Source organism: Bradyrhizobium sp. 159 (assembly GCF_023073795.1).
Classification (GTDB): Bacteria; Pseudomonadota; Alphaproteobacteria; order Rhizobiales; family Xanthobacteraceae; genus Bradyrhizobium.
The window spans coordinates 118,758-137,855 of sequence record NZ_JADPKE010000050.1 but is presented as its reverse complement, the minus strand read 5'-3'; the positions used below and the strand labels follow the sequence as shown (position 1 = coordinate 137,855).

Annotated in this window: 18 protein-coding genes; 4 read left to right on the top strand and 14 right to left on the bottom strand. The window is 64.6% G+C overall.

Going from position 1 to position 19,098, the window contains the following annotated elements; all coding sequences use genetic code 11:
• Positions 1–928: 928 nt before the first annotated feature.
• Positions 929–1,936: a Na+-dependent transporter gene (locus IVA96_RS13210; RefSeq protein ID WP_247417682.1), complete on the bottom strand. Its 1,008-nt coding sequence runs from the start codon at positions 1,934–1,936 to the stop codon at positions 929–931.
• Between the two features lie 11 nt (positions 1,937–1,947).
• A complete protein-coding gene (locus IVA96_RS13205; protein ID WP_247417679.1) occupies positions 1,948–2,895 on the bottom strand; it encodes an alpha/beta hydrolase in 948 nt (315 codons plus the stop codon).
• A gap of 207 nt (positions 2,896–3,102) precedes the next feature.
• Between IVA96_RS13205 and IVA96_RS13200 the strand changes: the two genes are divergently transcribed.
• Positions 3,103–4,125, top strand: coding sequence for a DUF2155 domain-containing protein (locus IVA96_RS13200; protein WP_247417676.1), 1,023 nt, complete (start codon positions 3,103–3,105; stop codon positions 4,123–4,125).
• A 9-nt stretch (positions 4,126–4,134) separates the two neighbouring features.
• Here the strand turns inward: IVA96_RS13200 and aat are convergent, their stop codons facing one another.
• The 10 genes from aat to IVA96_RS13150 all read right to left on the bottom strand — a co-directional run bounded on the left by aat (position 4,135) and on the right by IVA96_RS13150 (position 14,065).
• Positions 4,135–4,815, bottom strand: coding sequence for a leucyl/phenylalanyl-tRNA--protein transferase (aat, locus tag IVA96_RS13195; RefSeq protein WP_247417675.1), 681 nt, complete (start codon positions 4,813–4,815; stop codon positions 4,135–4,137).
• A gap of 62 nt (positions 4,816–4,877) precedes the next feature.
• Positions 4,878–5,981, bottom strand: a complete 1,104-nt coding sequence (locus IVA96_RS13190) for a histidine kinase dimerization/phosphoacceptor domain -containing protein (protein ID WP_247417672.1) — start codon at positions 5,979–5,981, stop codon at positions 4,878–4,880.
• Entirely contained in the window at positions 5,978–6,418 is a 441-nt protein-coding gene (locus tag IVA96_RS13185; protein ID WP_247277245.1) for a response regulator, read from the bottom strand. The genes IVA96_RS13190 and IVA96_RS13185 overlap by 4 nt, the downstream gene beginning before the upstream one ends.
• Entirely contained in the window at positions 6,415–7,932 is a 1,518-nt protein-coding gene (locus tag IVA96_RS13180; RefSeq protein ID WP_247417788.1) for an ATP-binding protein, read from the bottom strand. Before IVA96_RS13180 ends, IVA96_RS13185 begins: the two co-directional genes overlap by 4 nt.
• A 97-nt stretch (positions 7,933–8,029) precedes the next feature.
• Complete coding sequence (gene accC, locus IVA96_RS13175; RefSeq protein ID WP_247417669.1) at positions 8,030–9,388, bottom strand: acetyl-CoA carboxylase biotin carboxylase subunit; 1,359 nt, start codon at positions 9,386–9,388, stop codon at positions 8,030–8,032.
• Positions 9,389–9,437: 49 nt separating this feature from the next.
• The gene (gene accB, locus IVA96_RS13170; protein ID WP_247277243.1) at positions 9,438–9,926 is read right to left on the bottom strand and encodes an acetyl-CoA carboxylase biotin carboxyl carrier protein; all 489 of its coding nucleotides are present in this window, start codon (positions 9,924–9,926) and stop codon (positions 9,438–9,440) included.
• Positions 9,927–9,962: 36 nt separating this feature from the next.
• Positions 9,963–10,430 (bottom strand): type II 3-dehydroquinate dehydratase, encoded by a 468-nt coding sequence (gene aroQ / locus IVA96_RS13165; RefSeq protein WP_247417666.1) that lies wholly within the window; start codon positions 10,428–10,430, stop codon positions 9,963–9,965.
• A 226-nt stretch (positions 10,431–10,656) separates the two neighbouring features.
• A complete protein-coding gene (locus IVA96_RS13160; RefSeq protein ID WP_247277242.1) occupies positions 10,657–11,574 on the bottom strand; it encodes a DUF1236 domain-containing protein in 918 nt (305 codons plus the stop codon).
• Positions 11,575–11,797: 223 nt separating this feature from the next.
• Positions 11,798–12,565, bottom strand: coding sequence for a DsbA family protein (locus IVA96_RS13155; RefSeq protein ID WP_247417664.1), 768 nt, complete (start codon positions 12,563–12,565; stop codon positions 11,798–11,800).
• 99 nt (positions 12,566–12,664) lie between these two features.
• A complete protein-coding gene (locus tag IVA96_RS13150) occupies positions 12,665–14,065 on the bottom strand; it encodes a M48 family metalloprotease (protein WP_247417785.1) in 1,401 nt (466 codons plus the stop codon).
• Positions 14,066–14,258: 193 nt separating this feature from the next.
• Here IVA96_RS13150 and IVA96_RS13145 point away from each other — a divergent pair, with 193 nt between their 5' ends.
• From IVA96_RS13145 to IVA96_RS13135, 3 genes are all read left to right on the top strand, one after another.
• Positions 14,259–15,446 carry an aminotransferase class I/II-fold pyridoxal phosphate-dependent enzyme gene (locus tag IVA96_RS13145; protein ID WP_247417662.1) on the top strand — a complete coding sequence of 396 codons (1,188 nt, stop codon included), beginning with the start codon at positions 14,259–14,261 and terminating at the stop codon, positions 15,444–15,446.
• 90 nt (positions 15,447–15,536) lie between these two features.
• On the top strand, positions 15,537–16,094 hold the full coding sequence (locus tag IVA96_RS13140) for a biotin transporter BioY (RefSeq protein ID WP_247417783.1): 558 nt from the start codon (positions 15,537–15,539) through the stop codon (positions 16,092–16,094).
• Positions 16,095–16,178: 84 nt separating this feature from the next.
• Positions 16,179–17,513 carry a dicarboxylate/amino acid:cation symporter gene (locus IVA96_RS13135; protein ID WP_247277239.1) on the top strand — a complete coding sequence of 445 codons (1,335 nt, stop codon included), beginning with the start codon at positions 16,179–16,181 and terminating at the stop codon, positions 17,511–17,513.
• A gap of 102 nt (positions 17,514–17,615) precedes the next feature.
• On the opposite strand, the gene IVA96_RS13130 is transcribed toward IVA96_RS13135, so the two are convergent.
• Complete coding sequence (locus IVA96_RS13130) at positions 17,616–18,848, bottom strand: FAD-binding oxidoreductase (protein ID WP_247417659.1); 1,233 nt, start codon at positions 18,846–18,848, stop codon at positions 17,616–17,618.
• Positions 18,849–18,890: 42 nt separating this feature from the next.
• A complete protein-coding gene (locus tag IVA96_RS13125) occupies positions 18,891–19,028 on the bottom strand; it encodes a hypothetical protein (protein ID WP_247277237.1) in 138 nt (45 codons plus the stop codon).
• Between the last annotated feature and the right edge of the window lie 70 nt (positions 19,029–19,098).

Sequence of the window (19,098 nt, the reverse complement as noted above, 5' to 3'; positions counted from 1 at the left end):
GGTGGCAGTCGGTTCGGTTTCTGACACTGGGATGCTCGCTCACGAGCTTGCATAGCTGTGTTGCCGCCCGGCACGCTCCGGCGGGGAGGCGCGATTGGGCGGAGATGCGCAATCGGCGCGCAACACGACCTAGTACTGAAGCATTCGAAATTGATGTGAAGCCAAAAGCGAAAATAGTTCACGCGTGGCACGCTGTCGGAACCTAATTAACTGCGACAAAATAACAAATTTAGTTATGTTCGATAATCGTGATGACTCCACCATAAAATAAAAAAATATGTTGGGGAAAACACGGGAGGTTGGAATGGAAGCTGCCCGCCGCTTTCGCGCAATGGCGTCACTTTGCCGGCAAACTGCCGCGCTTTACCCTGAGAGAAGCTGGAAATTGCTCGCAGAGGCAGAGTACTGGGAGCATCTGGCGACTGCAGCTTTAGCTCACTGAGTTTCGGCCTCGCGAATATTCACTTCGTTGGTGTTGGTGTTTTCGTCGACTTCTGAGTTCAAATCATATTCTGAGGCAGCAATGTCCAGCACTGGTCAGGTTTATACTTGCGCTGTCCTGCGCGAACGTCTGCAAGCGATCGTGGCGGAGCTTAGAGAAGTGGAGACGCTTCGAAGAAGGCTCCGAAACGTAGAAGCGAGAACAATCAGCCGAAGACGGCGTGCCAAAGTGGGCCGCAGATCAAGAGCCGTTTGAGGACGCTCAGTCACCGCAACGTTGAGGGCCGCGGGATACGCTCCGCCGGCGGCCTGCGAATTAAACATCTAAGCAGGTTGTGTGCGATTTAAACACTTAAACAGTGATGCGCGTTAACCGGCATTGTACTGAATGCCGCACTGAACGTCTGCTTCAGGTAGAGGGGGTCATTCGCAGCTAGGACCTCCGTCCAATTACGCGCGAAAGCAGACATCCGGAATTATGCGTTGCTTAAGTAGCGCTACTTGCCGTCGCCCCGTCGGAAGTATTTGCGCGCGCGGTCAATCGCCGCGCGATCGGCATCAGCATGTACGGCGCAAGATGAATCGGAAACTGCGTCAGCGCGAAATAGAGCCAGGTCGTCGCCGGCAGCGCGCCGGCGGTTGCTGCCAGCATCAGGCCCAGATTGCGCTGGGAGACCATTAGGCCGATCGCGAAGGCGCGCTCGGTGCCGATGCGACGGAAGATCAGCGTCGTCACGGCGAGCAGCGTGAAGTAGACCATAAACGCGAGCAGCGCGACGGCGATCGTGAACAGGGGATCGGCGATGAGGTCGGTGGCGACGTCGCCCATCACCGCAGAGGCGAACACCAGCAGGATAACGATGTTGAGGCCGTCGATCGGCCGCTTGTGGCGCTGGATCGTCTCGGTGCCGAACAGGCGACGGATGATCGTCGCGGCAAGCAGCGAGGCAGCGAGGATGCCGAGCAGCTTGAGGCCGAGCGTCAGCGGCGAGATGCTGAGCATGCCGCCGAGAAAGAGGCTCGCGAACAGGGACGCCGTGAAGGGCACGAGCGCGGTCGAGGTCACCAGCGTGACCAGCACCAAGGTGGCATCAAGGCCCATCAGCGCGGCGAGCGCCGGCGAGGCCATCATCGGCGAGGCCGTGCCCTGGAGCATCAGTGCAAGCGCAAGGCCGGGCGAGCTAGTGGTGAGCCCGGTCACGTAAGCGGCGAGGGCGACGATCAGCGGCACGCCGATCGTGGTCCAGGCGGTGGCAGCCGCGACCAGCGCCGGCCGGCGCAGATGTCCGTACAGCGCCACGAGATCGACGCGCATGAAGGAGATGCAGAGCAGAAGGAAGATCGCCTCGGTAACATAGGGGCGCAGGAGCGCGCCGAGCGGCGGCACGGCGACGGCGATGAACACGATGGCCGCCACCGCGCGGGTGCCCTGGCCGCCGAGCCATGTCAGCCCGCGCAGGGGGAGGGCGAAGAGGGATCGAAGATGAGAGGCCATGCAAGCGGCGTTCAGCCCAATCCCTTCAACCACGCGCCGATCTCGCGCGCGGCGACATTGGCCTCTCGCAGCAATTTTCCCATGGTGAAGAAGCCATGGAATTGGCCGGGATAATGCTTGTAAGTGACGGGCACGCCGGCCTGCTTGAGGCGCGCGGCGTACTCGGCGCCTTCGTCGCGCAGGGGGTCGGCGCCGGCGGTGAGTACGTAGGCCGGCGGCAGGCCGGCAAGGCTCGTCGCGCGCGCCGGCGAGGCGCGCCAGTCATGGATGTCGGCGGCGCCATTGAGATAGTGGTCGCGAAACCAGCGGATCACCGAATGGGTCAACAGCACGCTGGTCTCGGGCTCGCTGTGGGAGCCGTGCGTCATGGCGAAATCGGTCGCCGGATAGATCAGCACCTGTCCTGCGAGGGCGGGACCGTTGCCGTGGCGCGCGGCGAGCGCCACGACCGCGGCGAGATTGCCGCCGGCGCTGTCGCCGCCGATCGAGAGGCGCGAGGCGTCGATACCGAGCTCGCGCGCATTGGCGGCGACCCATCCGGTCGCGGCGATAGCGTCCTCGGGTGCGGCGGGAAACTTGTGCTCAGGCGCAAGGCGGTAGTCGACCGAGATCACGATCAGCGCGCCGTCGACCGCGAGCTGGCGGCAGACAACGTCGTGGGAATCGAGATCGCCGATCACCCAGCCGCCGCCATGGAAGAACACGAGCGCCGGCGACAGGCCGTCGTGCCGGCGCGGCTCGTTCGGCACGTAGAGGCGCGCAGGGATCACCCCATGCGGCGCCGGGATCGCGAGTTCTGCGACGCGGGCGAGCTCCGGCGGCTCGGGGTTGGTGGCAAAGCGCGCCTGCGAATAATAGGCGCGCGCCTCCGGTGCGGTCAGGGTCTCGTAGGCCGGGCGGCCGGCCTCCTGGAAGGCCTTGTAGACGGCAGCAGCATCGGGATCGAGCACAACGGGCATGGTAGCGGCCTTCTGGGTTTCCAGTTCTGGTTGGACGTCGTTTTCGCACGGCGATGCCCGCCTGCCGGGAAGGGGGTGTCTTCAGACTATCCCATCCAGAAACCGATCTGGCCAGTCGGCGCCGGGGCGGGGCAGGGATGCCGCCCTTCCCCCGCCGTATTCGCCGTGTTAACCGGAGGGCCTGCGAGCGGCGGTATCCCCTATAAAATGTCCAACGAGCCCGATTCGCTGTTGAAGCCGCGCGAGATGTTCAAAACCTTTTCCCTGACAGGCCTTGCGGCACTGCTGGCCGCCACCGTGTTGACAGTTGCGACGCCTGCGCAGGCGCAGATCGGCACGATCTTCTCCGATCCGCCGCCGCTGCGGCCGCCCGGCAACATTCCGCGCGGCCAGCCGCAGCCGCAGCAGATCCCCGACGACGACGAAGAGGTGCCGGAGCTGCCGCCGCAGGGTCGCGTGCTCCCGTCGCGCCCGATGCCGCCGCCTCCGGGCCGGCAGGGGAACGTGATGCCGGGGCCGGTCGAGACCCAGCCTCTGGCGCCGCCGCCGGGCTCGACCGTGGCTCCGCCGAACCAGCCGCCATCCGCGGCGATCGCTCCGCCCGGTCCGCAAGGTGCCCCAGCTGGGCCCGGTCAGCGCCAGCCGCAGCAGAAGGGCGCAGTCCCGCAGGCGCCGGCGAGCCTCCAGCCGGGCGACGAGGTCGTCACCGAGCCGCCGGCCCAGAAGATCGTGAACAAGAAGGCGACCTTCTCCGGTCTCGACAAGATCACCGGACGCATTATCAATTTCGACGAGGAGATCGGCGAGACCGTCCAGTTCGGCGCGCTGCGGGTCAAGACCGACGCGTGCTATACGCGGCCGGCAACGGAGGCCACCAACACCGACGCGTTCGTCGAGGTCGACGAGATCACCTTGCAGGGCGAGGTGAAGCGCATCTTCTCGGGCTGGATGTATGCCGCAAGCCCCGGTCTGCACGGCGTCGAGCACCCGATCTACGACATCTGGCTCACCGACTGCAAAGAACCGCAGCAGACCATTGCGACCGCAGCGCCGGATCCCGCGGCCAAGCCGGCCGCGCCACCGCCTGCGCAGAAGAAGGCTGCGCCGAAGCAGGCCGTGCAGCAGCGTCCGCCGCAGCCCTTGCCGCCACCTCCGCAACAGCAGCCCGCGCCGCCGCCGCCGCCACAGCAGCAGCCGGGCCTGTTCAATTTCCCGGGCTTCAGCCGGTAAACTCAGTGATTATTGCCGCGAGGCGATGATATCGAGCGCGCGTGCGCCCGGGATCGGTTCGCCCGCAGAGAGCCTCAGGAAATCGCCGGGCTCGCCTGCGAGCGCCTTGTCGAGCAGCGCGGTGTAGCGCCGCCGCGAAATCTCGATCGCGCCGAAGCTCTTCAAGTGCTCGGTGACATATTGCGTGTCGAGCAGCTCGAAGCCGCCATGGATGAGCCGCGCGACCAGATGCACCAGCGCGACCTTCGAGGCGTCGCGCGCGGTGTGGAACATGCTCTCGCCGAAGAAGGCGCGGCCCAAGCTGACGCCGTAGAGCCCGCCGACGAGGTCGTCGCCTTGCCAAGCCTCGACGCTGTGGCAATGGCCGAGCTCGTACAGGCCGCCATAGAGGTCGCGGATGCGCTTGTTGATCCAGGTGTCCTCGCGCCCGGCCTGCGGCGCCGCGCAGCCGGCGATGGTCGCCTTGAACGCGGTGTTGACGGTCACGCGAAACGTATCCGAGCGCACCGTGCGGGCGAGGCGCGAGGCGACGCGAAATCCCTCGAGCGGGATCACGCCGCGCAGCTCCGGCTCGACCCAGAACAGGGTCGGATCGTCGGCGCTTTCCGCCATCGGAAAGATGCCGCAGGCATAGGCACGCAACAGCACGGCCGGCGTGATTTCAGACGAGGCAGAGTCGCGAGACGTCATGGCGCGCGACAATAGCAGGATCGCAATGCGGTTGCGATGGGTGACGCAAAGCCTCGCGCCCGTCAGCCCGCGGCGGCGTGGTTGGTCTTACCCGGGGCCGTGGGTACGCGGCGGAACCTGAGTACGATGCGGGTCCCGGAATGGGCGGGATCACGCTCGATGGAGGCGTCGAGCTTGGCGGCCATGGCCGCGACGATGCGCTGGCCCATGCCGGTGGAGCGCGGATCCGCCTTGCCGTTGTCGCCGACACCATCGTCGGTGATCGACAGCAGGAGATCGTCGTTGTGCGAGGTCAGCTCGACATGGATCGGGCCGGCGCCATCGGGATAGGCATATTTCACCGCATTCATCACCAGCTCGTTGACGATGATGCCGACGGCGACGGCGCGGTCCGGATCGATCTCGATCGGCTCGGCCTTCAGCGTCAGGCGCGACATCCGGTTGCCTTCGGCCGAGCGCCTGAGATCCTCGAGCAGCGAGTCCAGATACTGGTTCAGAACCACGCTCTTCAGGTCCTGCGAGGTGTAGAGGCGGCGGTGCACCTGCGCAACCGCGGCGACGCGACCCATGGCATTGGTCAGCGCCGCCTTGACCTCGTCCTGCGCGGCGGAGCTCGCCTGAAGGTGCAGCAGCGAGGCGATGATCTGGAGAGAGTTGCCGACGCGGTGATTGACCTCGCGCAGCAGCAGCTCGCGTTCGGCGGCGAGCGCCGCGTAGCGGTCGCGCGAGGCGTGGATCTCGGCTTCGGCTTCCTCGCGTGCCCTCTGCAATTCGGCCTGGCGCAGCGCGCCTTCGGCGGCGACGTGGAGGAGCGGGATGAAATCGCCCTGGACGTCCTTGACCAGGTAATCGGCCGCCCCGGCCTTCAGCGCGGTGACCGCGATGCTGGAATCCTGCGACGCGGTGACGAACACCACCGGGGGCGCGTCCGGGATCGCCATGATCTGCTCGAGCGTCTCCAGCCCGTCGAGGCCCGGCATGTACTGATCGAGTGCCACGACATCGATGCCGCCCTCGGCGCCCGCGCGGCGGATGCGCTCAAGGCCTTCCTCGCCGCTCGCGGCATGAACGACCCTGTAGCCGCGCCGCGTCAGGCCGCGATCGACCAGGCGCGCCAGCGCGTCGTCGTCGTCGATGTAGAGCAGTGTTGGCGTGTGCTGATTCATGTGGCGGCGGGCGGGACCTGGATGACCGAGAAGAACAGGCCGAGCTGCCGGATAGCATTGGCGAAGTTCTCGTAGTTGACCGGCTTAGTGACGTAGACGTTGCAGCCGAGCTCGTAGCAGCGCTTGATCTCCTGGGTATCATCGGTGGTGGTCAGCACCACCACGGGCGAAGCCTTCAGATATTTATTCTCCTTGATCTGCTTCAGGATGTCGATCCCGGTCATGTCGGGGAGGTTGAGGTCGAGCAGGATCAGCAGCGCATTGCCCTTCTGCACGAGCCCGGAGCCGTCGGCACCGAACAGGTGCCTCATCGCGTCCGTGCCGTTGGCAAAGGAGACGATCTCGTTGTTGACGCCGGACCTTCGGATATTGCGCTCGATCAGGCGGGCGTGGCCCTCGTCGTCCTCGATCATGATGATGGTAACTGGCTGAGTCATCGATCTGCGTTCCGGTTGCTCACGTTCCAGGCGATCGGCAGCGTGATCGTGAAGGTGCTGCCAGCGTTCAGTTCCGATGATACCGACATGGTGCCGCCGAGGCGACGCACAAGTGCACGCACATGTGCAAGACCGATGCCCTGGCCGGGCTTGTCCTGGGTTCCCGCGCGGCGGAACAGGTCGAATATCCGCTGGTGATCCTTCGGATCGATGCCACGGCCGTTGTCGCTGATCTCGAAGATCGCGTAGCCGAGTTTGGTGCGCCCGCGGATTCTGATCTCGCCGGGCACGCCGCTCTTCAGGTATTTGATGGCGTTGTCGATCAGGTTGGAGAAGATCTGCTCGAGCGCGAGGCGGTCGCTGACGAGGTTTGGCAAGGGCTCGACGTGAATCTCAGCCTGTGCCTCGGCGGCCTGGTGCGCCAGCGTCGACACGATGGCTCCGATCAGTTCGCTTGTATCGATTTTCACCGGCTCGAATTCGCGGCGGCCTTCGCGGGTGAGGTTGAGGATGGCGGAGATCAGCCGATCCATCTTGGCGATCGACGTCTTGATGAAGCCGAGCGCCTCGGAGAAGTCCTCCGAAAGCTGCTTGTCGGCGCCTTCGAGCACGATCTCGCCGGAAGCGGGCGGCGGCCCGTCGGCGGGGACATGGGTGAGACCGCCGATACGACGGAAAATGTCGCCGCCGAGCTCTTCGAGCTCGCTGGTAAAGCCCATGATGTTGACGAGTGGCGAGCGCAGATCATGGCTGACGATGTAGGCAAAGCGCTGAATCTCGTCATTGGCTTCGCGCAGGTCCGCGGTGCGCTCATCGACGACAGTCTCGAGGTTGGCATAGGCATCGCGCAGGCGGTTCTCGGCCTCGTCGCGGGCCCGCGCCGAACGCCGCACCAGCCAGATTGAGATCATCGCCAGCAGCACGACGAGGCCGGAGCCAATGCCGGTCATCGATGCGGCGAGGGTCTGGCTGCGGTCGGAATTGACCGTGCGGAGGCGGAACAGCCGTTCCTCTTCCTGAAGCATTCCGGTCGCGATTTCGGCGATCGCGGCCGTGGCGTCGGTAGAGGCGAACTCGCGAACCAGCGCTGTGGCCTTCTCCGGCTGATCCTGGCGGATGAAATCGATCTCCTGCGCCAATTGGCCGAGCCGCGTCTCGATCGCCGAGCTCAGCTTGTCGATGCTTTTGCGTTGTTCCGGATTATCGCCGATCAGGTGCGTAAGCCTGTCGAGGGCAGGTACGATGGCCGCTACGGCTTTGTCATGGTCGGCTTTGAAATCCGCCCCTCGCGTCAGCAGGTAGGCCCGGGCGGCGCTTTCGGCACGCCGGATTTCCAGCAGGAGGGCGTTAATCTGGTTCTCCGCCTCGATGGTGTGGATGACCCATTTGCTGTCATCCCTGGCCTTGTTGACGAGGTAAACGGAGCCGGCGCTGATCACGGTCAGCACCAAAAGGCCCGCCGAGAACAGCAGGATCTGCCAAAATGCGCGCCGTCGCTGCGCCCAAGCCTTCACGACGGTCTTAGGTTCAGCAGAAATCAAATCGCCCCCTTGGAACTGTCCCCGCGGTCCAGAACGCAATCAGGGCCAAACGGTTCCAGAGGCAGGAAGATTATCTGGGGATAGGTTCCGCCTTGCCGGCCAGGTACTGTTCCAGCCAGTGGATGTGATAGTCGCCGTTGATGATGTCGTCCTCGCGCACCAGCGCGCGGAACAACGGCAGCGTGGTCTCGATGCCCTCGACTACCATCTCGTCCAGCGCCCGGCGCAGTCGCATCAGGCATTCGGCGCGCGTCTTGCCGTGCACGATCAACTTGCCGACCAGGGAATCGTAATAGGGCGGGATCGTGTAACCCTGGTAGACGGCGGAATCGATGCGGACGCCGAGGCCGCCGGGCGGATGGTATTGCAGGATCCGGCCGGGCGAGGGGCGGAAGGTTTGCGGATTCTCGGCGTTGATGCGGCACTCGATCGCGTGGCCGATGACCTGGACCTCGTCCTGCCGCGCCGGCAGATCCCCGCCCGCGGCGATGCGAATCTGCTCCAGCACGAGGTCGATGTCGGTGATGCTCTCGGTGACGGGATGCTCGACCTGGATGCGGGTGTTCATCTCGATGAAGTAGAACTCGCCGTCCTCGAACAGGAATTCGATGGTCCCGACGCCGAGATATTTCATCTCGCGCATCGCTTTCGCGCAGGTCTCACCGATCTTGGCGCGCGCAGCCGCGGCAAGTACCGGCGAGGGGCCCTCTTCCCAGACCTTCTGGTGGCGGCGTTGCAGCGAGCAGTCGCGTTCGCCGAGATGAATGGCGCCGCCGCGGCCGTCGCCGAGGATCTGGATCTCGATGTGACGCGGCTTCTGGAGGTATTTTTCGAGGTAGACGGAGGCGTCACCAAAGGCGGACTTGGCTTCGTTGGCCGCTGTCGACAGCGCCACCTGGAGGTCGGTCTCGCTGTGGGCGACCTTCATGCCACGGCCGCCACCACCGGCCGCAGCCTTCACCAGCACGGGGAAGCCGATCTTCTTCGCGATCGAAAGCGCATCGTCATCGGGACCGACGGCGCCGTCGGAGCCGGGCACCACGGGGATGCCGAGGCGCTTGGCGGTCTTCTTGGCCTCGATCTTGTCGCCCATCAAGCGGATGTGCTCGGCTTTTGGGCCGATGAAATGCAGGTTGTGCTCTGCGAGGATTTCCGCAAAGCGCGCGTTCTCGGACAGGAAACCGTAGCCGGGATGCACCGCATCCGCGCCGGTGATCTCGCAGGCCGCGAGCAGTGCGGGCACGTTGAGATAGCTGTCCTTCGAGGGTGGCGGCCCGATGCAAACGCTCTCATCCGACAGGCGCACATGCATGGCGTCGGCGTCGGCGGTGGAGTGCACCGCCACGGTCGCAATCCCGAGCTCCTTGCAAGCCCTGAGGATGCGAAGAGCGATCTCGCCGCGATTGGCTATGAGGATCTTGTCGAACATGATGTCCTTATGGGGACGGAAAGCGACAGGGCGGCAACCGCCCTCAACGTTATTCGATGATGACGAGCGGCTCGCCGTATTCGACCGGCTGGCCGTCCTCGACCAGGATCTGTGTCACCGTGCCGGCGCGCGGTGACGGGATCTGGTTCATCGTCTTCATGGCTTCGATGATCAGCAGCGTCTGGCCGACCGAGACCTTGGTGCCGACTTCGATGAACGGCTTGGCGCCGGGCTCCGGCGCCCAATAGGCGGTACCGACCATCGGCGAGGTCACGGCGCCGGGATGTTTCGACAGGTCGGTCGCGGCCGTTGCGGGCGCGGCGGCGGCCGGCTGCAGCGTGGCGGGAGTGGCTGCCACTGGCATCGGCATGGTTGCAGCAACGCTGACATTGCGGGCGACGCGCAGGCGCAGGCCGGCACGTTCGATCTCGATTTCGGTCAGGCTGGTCTCATCGAGCAGCAGGGCAAGCTCGCGAATGAGCGCGGAATCCTCGCTGGAAAACTTTGCGGCTGCTTTGTCGTCTGGCTGGCGCGCCATGTTGTTTGATCCGAATGTTCTGTTGGAAAGGGGGCGTCAGGCTTTGGGTTTGATGCCGAGCTTGGCGGCAAGACCCTGGATGGCGAGGCGGTAGCCCTCGATGCCGAAGCCGCAGAGCGAGGCGAAGGCCGCGCGCGCGGTGTAGGAGTGATGACGGAAGCTCTCGCGGGCGTGGATGTTGGTCACGTGCACTTCGACCGTGGGAATCTGCACCGCGAGCAGTGCGTCATGGAGCGCGATCGAGGTGTGGGAGTAGCCGCCGGCATTGATGATGATGCCCTTCATCTTGCGCGCATGCGCCTCGTGGATGAAATCGATCAACTCGCCTTCGCGGTTGGACTGCCGGCAGTCGGCCTTGAGGCCGAAGCTCGCCGCCGTCTGTCGGCACAGTGCCTCGACGTCAGCCAGCGTCGCATGGCCATACTTTTCGGGCTCGCGCGTCCCCAGCATGTTGAGGTTCGGCCCGTTGAGGACGAGGATCGTGTCGGTTGCAGGTTCAGCCATTCCAATCCCGGGAGAGGTGCTTCGGCGTGGCGGGGTTATAGGTAACAAAGCGGGCGAGGGGAAGAGTTGAAGGGCCTCCCCGCTGGCTTCAAGGACCTCATCCAGTGCGCAAAAAGCTGTGCGGAAGCTGCGGAAATTGCTTGTTAACCAGTCCAAAGCATGGCTGCCGGCCGAACGCAAAGGGGCGGGCCTCGCTGCCCGCCCCTGAGGTTGCCGTGATCCGGTCTTAGACGTTCAGGACAGCCACGATCTCGTAGGTGTCCGGATTGATGATCACGATCTCATCGCGAACCAGGACGTACTTATAGGTCCGCCACTCCGGATAGATCGTCACGACCCGCGACGGCAGGGCGTGCAGCGTAATGCCCTCGCGCGGAATGCGGGTGCCGACCGACACCTGGAAGTTCACATTCGTCACGGGGGCGACACGCTCCTCGCGGATCACGGACGTGATCTGAGTCCGCTGCTCGGTCGAGAGTTTCGCAGCGGCGCCTGCCTGGCCGACCGTGGTCGAGGTCGAGCTCTGGCCCTGCGCGTTCTGGGTCGAGCTGGTGCCGGCCTGACCCTGCGCGTTCTGGGTGCTGCTGGTGCCGGTCTGACCCTGAGCATTCTGGTTGGTGCTCGTGCCGGTGCCCGGACGGTTCTCGGCATTGTTGGTCGAGGTGCCGCTCTTGCTGCCCTCAGCCTTCATGTCCTTCTGGTCCTTGCTGCCGGATTTCGTCGAGTCCTTGCTCGTGTCCTGGCTCATGCTCTTGGACTTGTCCTGCTGGGACTTGTCCATCTGGCCCTGCGCGCGTTCGTCGGTGCGCTGGCCCTTGGTCGCGCCAGACTTATCCTCGGCCGCGTTCTTGTTCATTGCGCCGCCGGAGTGCTCGTCCTTCATCGCGCCGGAAGACTTGTCCTCAGAGCTTCGATCGGACTTCATGCTGGAGCCGCCGGCCTGGCCGACAGTTCCCTTCTCGGCGCCAGAGGACTCCTTGCCCATGGAGCCGCGCTCAGCGGCGCCGCCCGAGGGCTGCGAGTGCTGCATCTGCTGCGAGCCACCAGCGCCGCTATCGCGGCCCGTGGTGTTTTGTGCGTTCGCCAGACCGGTGCCCGCGACGAGTGCGACTGCGGCAACCGAGATCATAAAGCGGTTCAACATCGAAATTCTCCTCACGTGTTCTTTGCGTCATTGCCCGCGCCGACAACGAAAGGAGATTTGAGTTGTTCCGGAACTTCGCCTGTTCCGCAGCATTTGTTTCTTGAATACCAGATGAATGACCTTGCACGAAGGCGCCACTGTTCGGCGCACGGAAAAGGCCGGCTTTTCAGCCGGCCTTATTCCGTGTGCGAGTTGTGAAGGGCGCGATTGGCAAGTCGCCTCTTCAACAAGTCGCCTTGCCGCAGCGGGCAATGCCGATCTTTTCCCTGAGGCTTTCGACCCCGACGGCGCCGATCACGATCTGCTTGCCGATCACGTAGCTCGGCGTGCCGTTCATGCCCATCGCTTCGGCGAGCTTGAAATTCTCCTCGATGGTGGCGCGCACTTCGGGGCTGGCGATGTCCTTCTCGATTCTGGCCGTGTCGAGACCAGCCTCCTTGGCGGCCTGAATCGCGCGCGCCTTGTCCGCCGCGCCGCGACCGCTGAGCAGTCTCTGGTGGAAGTCGAGATATTTCTTGCCGGAGGGATCTTGCATGCGCACGGCGACGGCGACCTGGGCCGCCTCGACCGAGCCTTGGCTCAGCACGGGAAATTCCTTCAGCACGACCTTCAGCTTCGGATCGCTCTTCATGAGGTCAAGCATGTCGCCCATGGCGCGTTTGCAATAGCCGCAATTGTAGTCGAAGAATTCGACGAAGGCGACGTCGCCGTCCTTGTTGCCGAGCACGACTTGGCGCGGCGAGTTGAAGATCGCGTCGGCATTCTGCGCGATGCTGGCCTCGTGCTTCTGGGTTTCGGCCGCGGCCTGGCGCTTGCCGAGCTCGGCCATGGCCTCCTCGAGCACCTCGGGATGGCTGACGAGATAATTCTTGATGATTGCCTCGATGTCGGTGCGCTGGGCATCGGAGAAGCTGTCGGCCGACGCGGGCGCGGCTGCGCCGAACAAGGCGAGCGCAAACAGCGCGGGAGCTAGCAGGCGCAGCGAAGGCATGGGCAAATCCTCTTATCCAAGGCAGGTTTCGGTAAAACGTCGCGGCGGACTAAAGCTCGATGTCGTGACGTCGTGGTGTCGGGCGTCGATTGCGTTGCGTCAGTTGCGGGGCGGCTTGGCCGCCAAGATGTCGTCGGCCTTGACCCAGCCGGGTGTGCCGACAGCGAAACGGGTTTTCGCGCGCGTGGCGAGCTCGCGGGCGGTCTTGTTGTCACCGCGCAAGTAGGCGGCCTGCGCCGACGCGAGATCCGCCTCGGCATAATCTCCCTTTCGCCCATAGGCCATCGCGAGCTGGGTATAGCCGAGCGCGGCCTCGGGCTCTCGTGCCACCGCGGCGCGGAGAATCCGAACGGCGTCGTCGGTGTAGGCCTTATTATCGGTTCCAACCAGAGCCTGCCCAAGTAACATCTCGATGAGGGGTGCATTGTTCGAAAGCTGCACCGCCTTGCGCAGGGGAGCTATCGCCTCGGCGGGCTTGCCGCTCTCCAGCAAGGCCTGCCCGCGCACCTCGTAGAAATACGGATTGTTCGGCTGGACCTGGATCAGCGCGTCGATCTGGGTGAGCGCGCTGCGCAAGTCCCCATGCAGATAGGTGCTGATGGCACGGGCATAGCGCGCCGGCATGCTGTCGTTGGTCTGGGGATAGCGGCGGTACACCGTCTCTGGCCGCTCCATGAACGCCGAGATCTTGGCGCGCACCATGTCATGGCGGAGCTGGAGCGCGGGATCGTCCTTCTTGTCCCAATAGGGGCTTGAGCTTGCGAACTCCTGGAGCGAGGCGACGCGCTCGGCCGGCATCGGATGCGACTGCAGATAGGGATCGGCGCCGCGCGCGGCGAACAGGCTCTCGCTGGTGAAGCGCTTGAAGGTCTCGTACATGCCCTTCGGCGACTGCCCCGTCGCGGTGAGGAATTTCACGCCGGCACGGTCGGCGTTCTCCTCCTGCTGGCGCTGATAGGACAGCAGCGTGCGGCGGATCATCTCCTGCGGGCCGGCGATCGCGGCCGCGCCGGCATTGGCAAGGCCGTTGTTGCCGGCGCTCGAGCTGCGGGTGCTGCCGGCTGCGATCGCGCCGGCGCCGAGCAGCATCGCGATGATCATCTGGGTCTGGGCCGTGGCGAGCTGCTCGCGCAGCTTGGACAGATGGCCGCCCGCCAGATGCCCGGTCTCGTGCGCGAGCACGCCGATGATCTGGTTCGGTGTCTCCGACTGGAGGATCGCGCCCCAATTGACGAAGATGCGGCGGCCGTCCGCGACGAACGCGTTGAACGAGCCGTCGTTGATGATCACCATCTGGATGTTGTGCTTCTCTAAACCGGCGACGCGCAGGATCGGGCGGGTATATTCGCGCAGGAGCTGCTCGGTTTCGGTGTCGCGTAGGACCGGCGGCCCCTTGACCTGCGCACGCGCAGCCGAGAACGGCGTCAGCGCGATCGCCGCGGCCGTGGTGAGGGCAGTGAGGGCGGAAGCCTTCTTGCGCGATGCGATCTGGAGCAACATCAAGCGGTCTGGGTCAACGGTCTTGGTCAAGCAGTTTCGTGATTGGTTTTTGGCGATTGGCGGCGGACCGGATACGCGATATGCCCTTGTGAACCGTACCCCTTATGAGCCGTACAATGCGGCTAGTCTGGGGCGCAAGCGCTCCGTTTTCCTGACCGGACGGGCCGGTCTGCCAGCGAAATAGCGGAAATCGATGCACGATGCGACATTGAGGAACCGGTTGGCGCAGTGGCTCGAGCCCTCCCGCCGCAGCGATGTTCCCCCGTTCATGGTGATGGACGTCATGGCCGCGGCGGCCCGAATCGAGGCCGCAGGTGGCCAGGTCATCCACATGGAGGTCGGTCAGCCCGCGGCCGGCGCGCCCAGGACCGCGATCGCGGCCGCCCATGCCGCGCTCGAAGCGGGACGGATCGACTACACCTCCGCACTCGGCATCCCCTCACTGCGCGAGCGCATCGCGCGGCATTATCGCGATGTCCATGGCTGTGACGTCAGCCCCGAGCGGATCGTGGTGACGACCGGCTCCTCGGGCGGATTTATCCTTGCCTTCCTGTCGATGTTCGAGCCCGGCGATCGCGTCGCGGTGACCGTGCCGGGCTATCCACCCTACCGCCACATCCTTACCGCGCTCGGCTGCGAGCCGGTGCTGATCGAGACCACGAACGAGACGCGCCACGCGCTCACCGGCGAGGCGCTGCTTGCCGCCCATCGCAAGGCGCCGCTGAAGGGCGTGCTGGTCGGCAGTCCCGCCAATCCGACCGGGACCATGATGCACCGCGAGGCGCTCGCTAGCCTGATCGCAGCCGCGCAGGATGCAGGTATCCGCTTCATTTCCGACGAGATCTATCACGGGCTCGATTATGCGTTTCCGGCCGTGACGGCGGCGGCGCTGTCGGAGCACACGCTCGTGATCAACTCGTTCTCGAAGTATTTTTGCATGACGGGCTGGCGCGTCGGCTGGATGGTCGTGCCTGAGATCCTGGTGCGGCCGATCGAGCGGCTCCAGCAGAACCTCTCGATCTCGGTGCCGTCGCTGTCGCAGATCGCGGCGGAGGCCGCCTTCGACGGCGCGGCCGAGATGGAGGAGATCAAGCACGGCTATCAGGAAAACCGGCGTATCCTGATCGATGGATTGCCGAAGGCTGGACTGACGAGATTCCTGCCGGCCGACGGCGCCTTTTATCTCTATGCCGACGTCTCCGACTTCACCGCCGACAGTTTCGAGTTTGCCAAGCAGATGCTGGAGCAGGCCCATGTTGCGGCGACGCCCGGCCTCGATTTCGATCCCATTCACGGACGCTCGTTCGTTCGCTTTTCCTACGCGCGTTCGCCCGAAGAGATGCAGGAGGCAGTTGACCGGATCGCCCACTGGCTTAAATAGCCGCGAGTTTTGACCAGCCTTCCGGAGTTCATCTTGTCTGAACGATCTGCCGCGCCCGCTGCCACGTCGCATTCTCCTCTCGCCGCATTGATGTGGCCGATCCGGCCGGGTGAAACCGTCGGCGCTTTGCGCGCCTTCGTGCTGATTGCGCTCGGCACCGCATTGATGGCGCTATCAGCCAAGGTCAGCCTGCCGCTGCCTTACGTGCCCATGACATTGCAGACGCTGGTGGTGTTGATGATCGGCGCTGCCTATGGCTGGCGCCTTGGCAGCGCAACCATGATTGCCTACCTCGCCGAGGGCGCGCTGGGGCTTCCCGTATTTGCCGGCCCGGTAGCCGGAATCGCTCCGCTGGTCGGGCCGACCGCGGGCTATCTGTTCGGTTTTGTTCTGGCAGCTTTCGTGACCGGCTGGCTCGCCGAGCGCGGCTGGGATCGCAGCGTGGTGCCGCTATTTGCGGCAATGGCCGTTGGCCATATCGTCATTCTCGCCGCCGGGTTTGGCTGGTTGGCCTTCGGCCTCGGCCTCGGTGCCGCGAAGGCCTGGCAGGTCGGAATTGTGCCGTTCATTGCGGCTTCGCTGGTGAAGAACGCGCTCGGCGCGGCGTTGATGCCGGCTGCGCGCCGGATCGTCGATCGCCGCGGGTAATACGCGCAGCAATGACCAGTTCCAATTGACAGGGCCGGCCAAGTTGATCTTGGCTGGTCCGATAGTTTGAGGGGGAGTGAAACGATGACGACGACAACGATCGCGGAGGCGCCGGTCGCGCCGCCTGCGGCCAAGCCGTGGTACAAAGTTCTCTATGTTCAGGTGCTGATCGCGATCGTGCTCGGCGCCATCGTCGGCTGGTTGTGGCCATCGCTCGCCACCAACGAGTGGATCAAAGCGCTCGGCGACGGCTTCATCAAGCTGATCAAGATGGTGATCGCTCCGATCATCTTCTGTACCGTCGTCTCGGGCATCGCCCACATCCAGGATGCCAAGAAGGTCGGGCGCATCGGCGTCAAGGCGCTGGTCTATTTCGAAATCGTCTCGACCTTCGCGCTGGTGATCGGACTCGTCATCGGCAACTTGGTGAAGCCCGGCGCGGGCTTCGGCAGTGGTGCAGCAAACGAGGCGGCTGTCGCAAATTACGCTAAGCAGGCCGCCGGTCAGAAGTCGGTCGACTTCGTGCTGCACATCATTCCCGACACCGTGGTCGGCGCCTTCGCGCAAGGCGAGATCCTCCAGGTGCTGCTGTTCTCGGTGCTGTTCGGCTTTGCTTTGATGAGCCTTGGCGAGCGCGGCCATACCATGCGCAGCTTCATCGACGATGCCGCGCATGCCGTGTTCGGCGTCATCTCCATCGTCATGCGTGCAGCACCGATCGGCGCGTTCGGCGCGATGGCCTATACGATCGGCAAGTTCGGCACCGGCGCCATCCTCAACCTGGTCGGGCTGATCGCCACGTTCTACCTCACCGCGGCGTTGTTCGTGTTCGTCGTGCTCGGCATCATCGCGCGCATGGCGGGGTTCTCGATCTTCAAGTTCCTGGCCTACATCAAGGACGAACTGCTGATCGTGCTCGGCACCTCGTCCTCGGAAAGCGCGTTGCCGTCCCTGATGGAGAAGCTGGAGCGGCTCGGCTGCTCCAAGTCGGTTGTCGGCCTCGTGGTGCCCACCGGCTACTCGTTCAATCTCGACGGCACCAACATCTACATGACGCTGGCAACGCTCTTCATTGCGCAGGCGCTCGGTTACGATCTCTCCTTCAGTCAGCAGCTCACGATCCTCGTCGTGGCCATGCTGACCTCGAAGGGCGCCTCCGGCATCACCGGCGCGGGCTTCATCACGCTCGCGGCGACGCTCGCCGTGGTCGATCCGCGGCTCGTCCCGGGCATGGCGATCGTGCTCGGCATCGACAAGTTCATGAGCGAGTGCCGCGCGCTGACCAATCTGTGCGGCAACGGCGTTGCCTGCGTGGTCGTCGCCTGGTGGGAGGGTGAGCTCGATCGCGACAAGCTCAACGCCAACCTCTCCAAGCAGATCGATCCGACCGACATGGAGACGGCGATCACGACGGACTGATCTGCGCGATGCGCCGCCGGGCTTCGAAGTCGTAGGGCTGGTCGAGACTCCTCGGTCAGCCCTTTTCCTTTCGGCGCATCCGAGTAAGGCGCCCGTCGACAGCTAGAACCGCTCTGGCCGGTAGGGCGCCGGATCGATCGCCGGCGTCTCGCCGCTCATGATTTCGGCGAGCAGGCGTCCTGTCGCGGGACCCAGCGTAAAGCCCTGGTGGCCGTGGCCGAAATTCATCCAGAGGCCCGGATGTCGCGGAGCTTGCCCAAGCACCGGGAGCATGTCGGGCGTGCAGGGGCGCGTGCCGAACCACGGATCCGGCTCGACCCGCTTGCCGAGATCGATCAGCTCGCGCGCGGAGGCTTCGGCGCTGGCGAGCTGCACCGGGGTTGCCAGCGCGTCCATGCCGGTCAATTCCGCGCCGGTGGTGATGCGGATGCCCTTGGCCATCGGGCCCATGGCGTAGCCGCCGCCCTTGTCGACGAGGGGCAGGTCGAGCGAGGCGCCGCCGCTGTAGTGCATGTGGTAGCCGCGCTTGCGGACCAGCGGAATGCGATAGCCGAACTTGTGCAACAGATCGGGTGACCACGGGCCGAGCGTCACGACGGCGTGGGCCGCGTCGAGACGTCCCTGGTCCGTATCGACGGACCAGCCGGTTGCGGTCTGCCGCAGGCTCTGGGCGTCACCGAGCACAACGGTGCCGCCGAGGCGCTCGAACAGCTCGGCATAGGCCGTGACGAGGGCACCTGGATCGGACACGGTCCAGGTGTCGAGCCAATGGATCGCGCCGGGGAGATCGTCGCGCAGGATCGGCTCGGCCTTGGCAAGCTCGCTGCCGGAGAGCACGCGGAAATTCACGCCGAATTCGCGCTGGTCTTCCTCTGCGGTCTTGATCGCGAGATCGAATGACGCAGGGTCGCGATGCAGCATGCGATAGCCGGCGCGGCGGATGAGATTGTCGGCGTGGGCCTCGCGAATGAGGATGTCGTGCTCAGCCGTCGCATAGGCGATCAGCCGGGCCCAGGCCTCGATTGCCTCGCGATGCCGCTTCGGCGCCGAATGCCACCAATAGCGGAGCAGGGGCTCGATATGGAGATGAAGCGACGATAGGCTGTAGCGCACGTCATTGGTGCGGCCGGTCGCAATCTTCAGCAGCGTGGCGAAGTCGCGCGGCATCGGATAGGGGCGGACCGCTTCCGCCTGGATCATCCCCGCATTGCCGTAGCTGGTCTCGCGGCCCGGCTCCCTGCGGTCGACCAGCGTGACGGACCAGCCGCGCTGCCGCAGGTGCAGCGCCGCGCTGACGCCGATCATGCCGCCGCCGAGAACGATCGCGCTTTGCATTGGCAGATTTCTCCTGTCAGGCTGGTTGTGGGCGAGGTCGGGTCAGTCCCAGGCGAGGAAGCCTGGTGCGGCCGACAGCGGCGGCGCCGCGGCGAGCCGCGCCGGATCGGTCACGTCGGTCGTTTCGAAGAAGCTCTGATTGGCGCGAGCACTGGAATCGCAAAGCTTTGACAACGCCATTCCCATTCAAAAAGCGATCTAGCATATCGGAAACGGCCGGGCAGGTGATCAGCGCGCATAGGAGCGCATC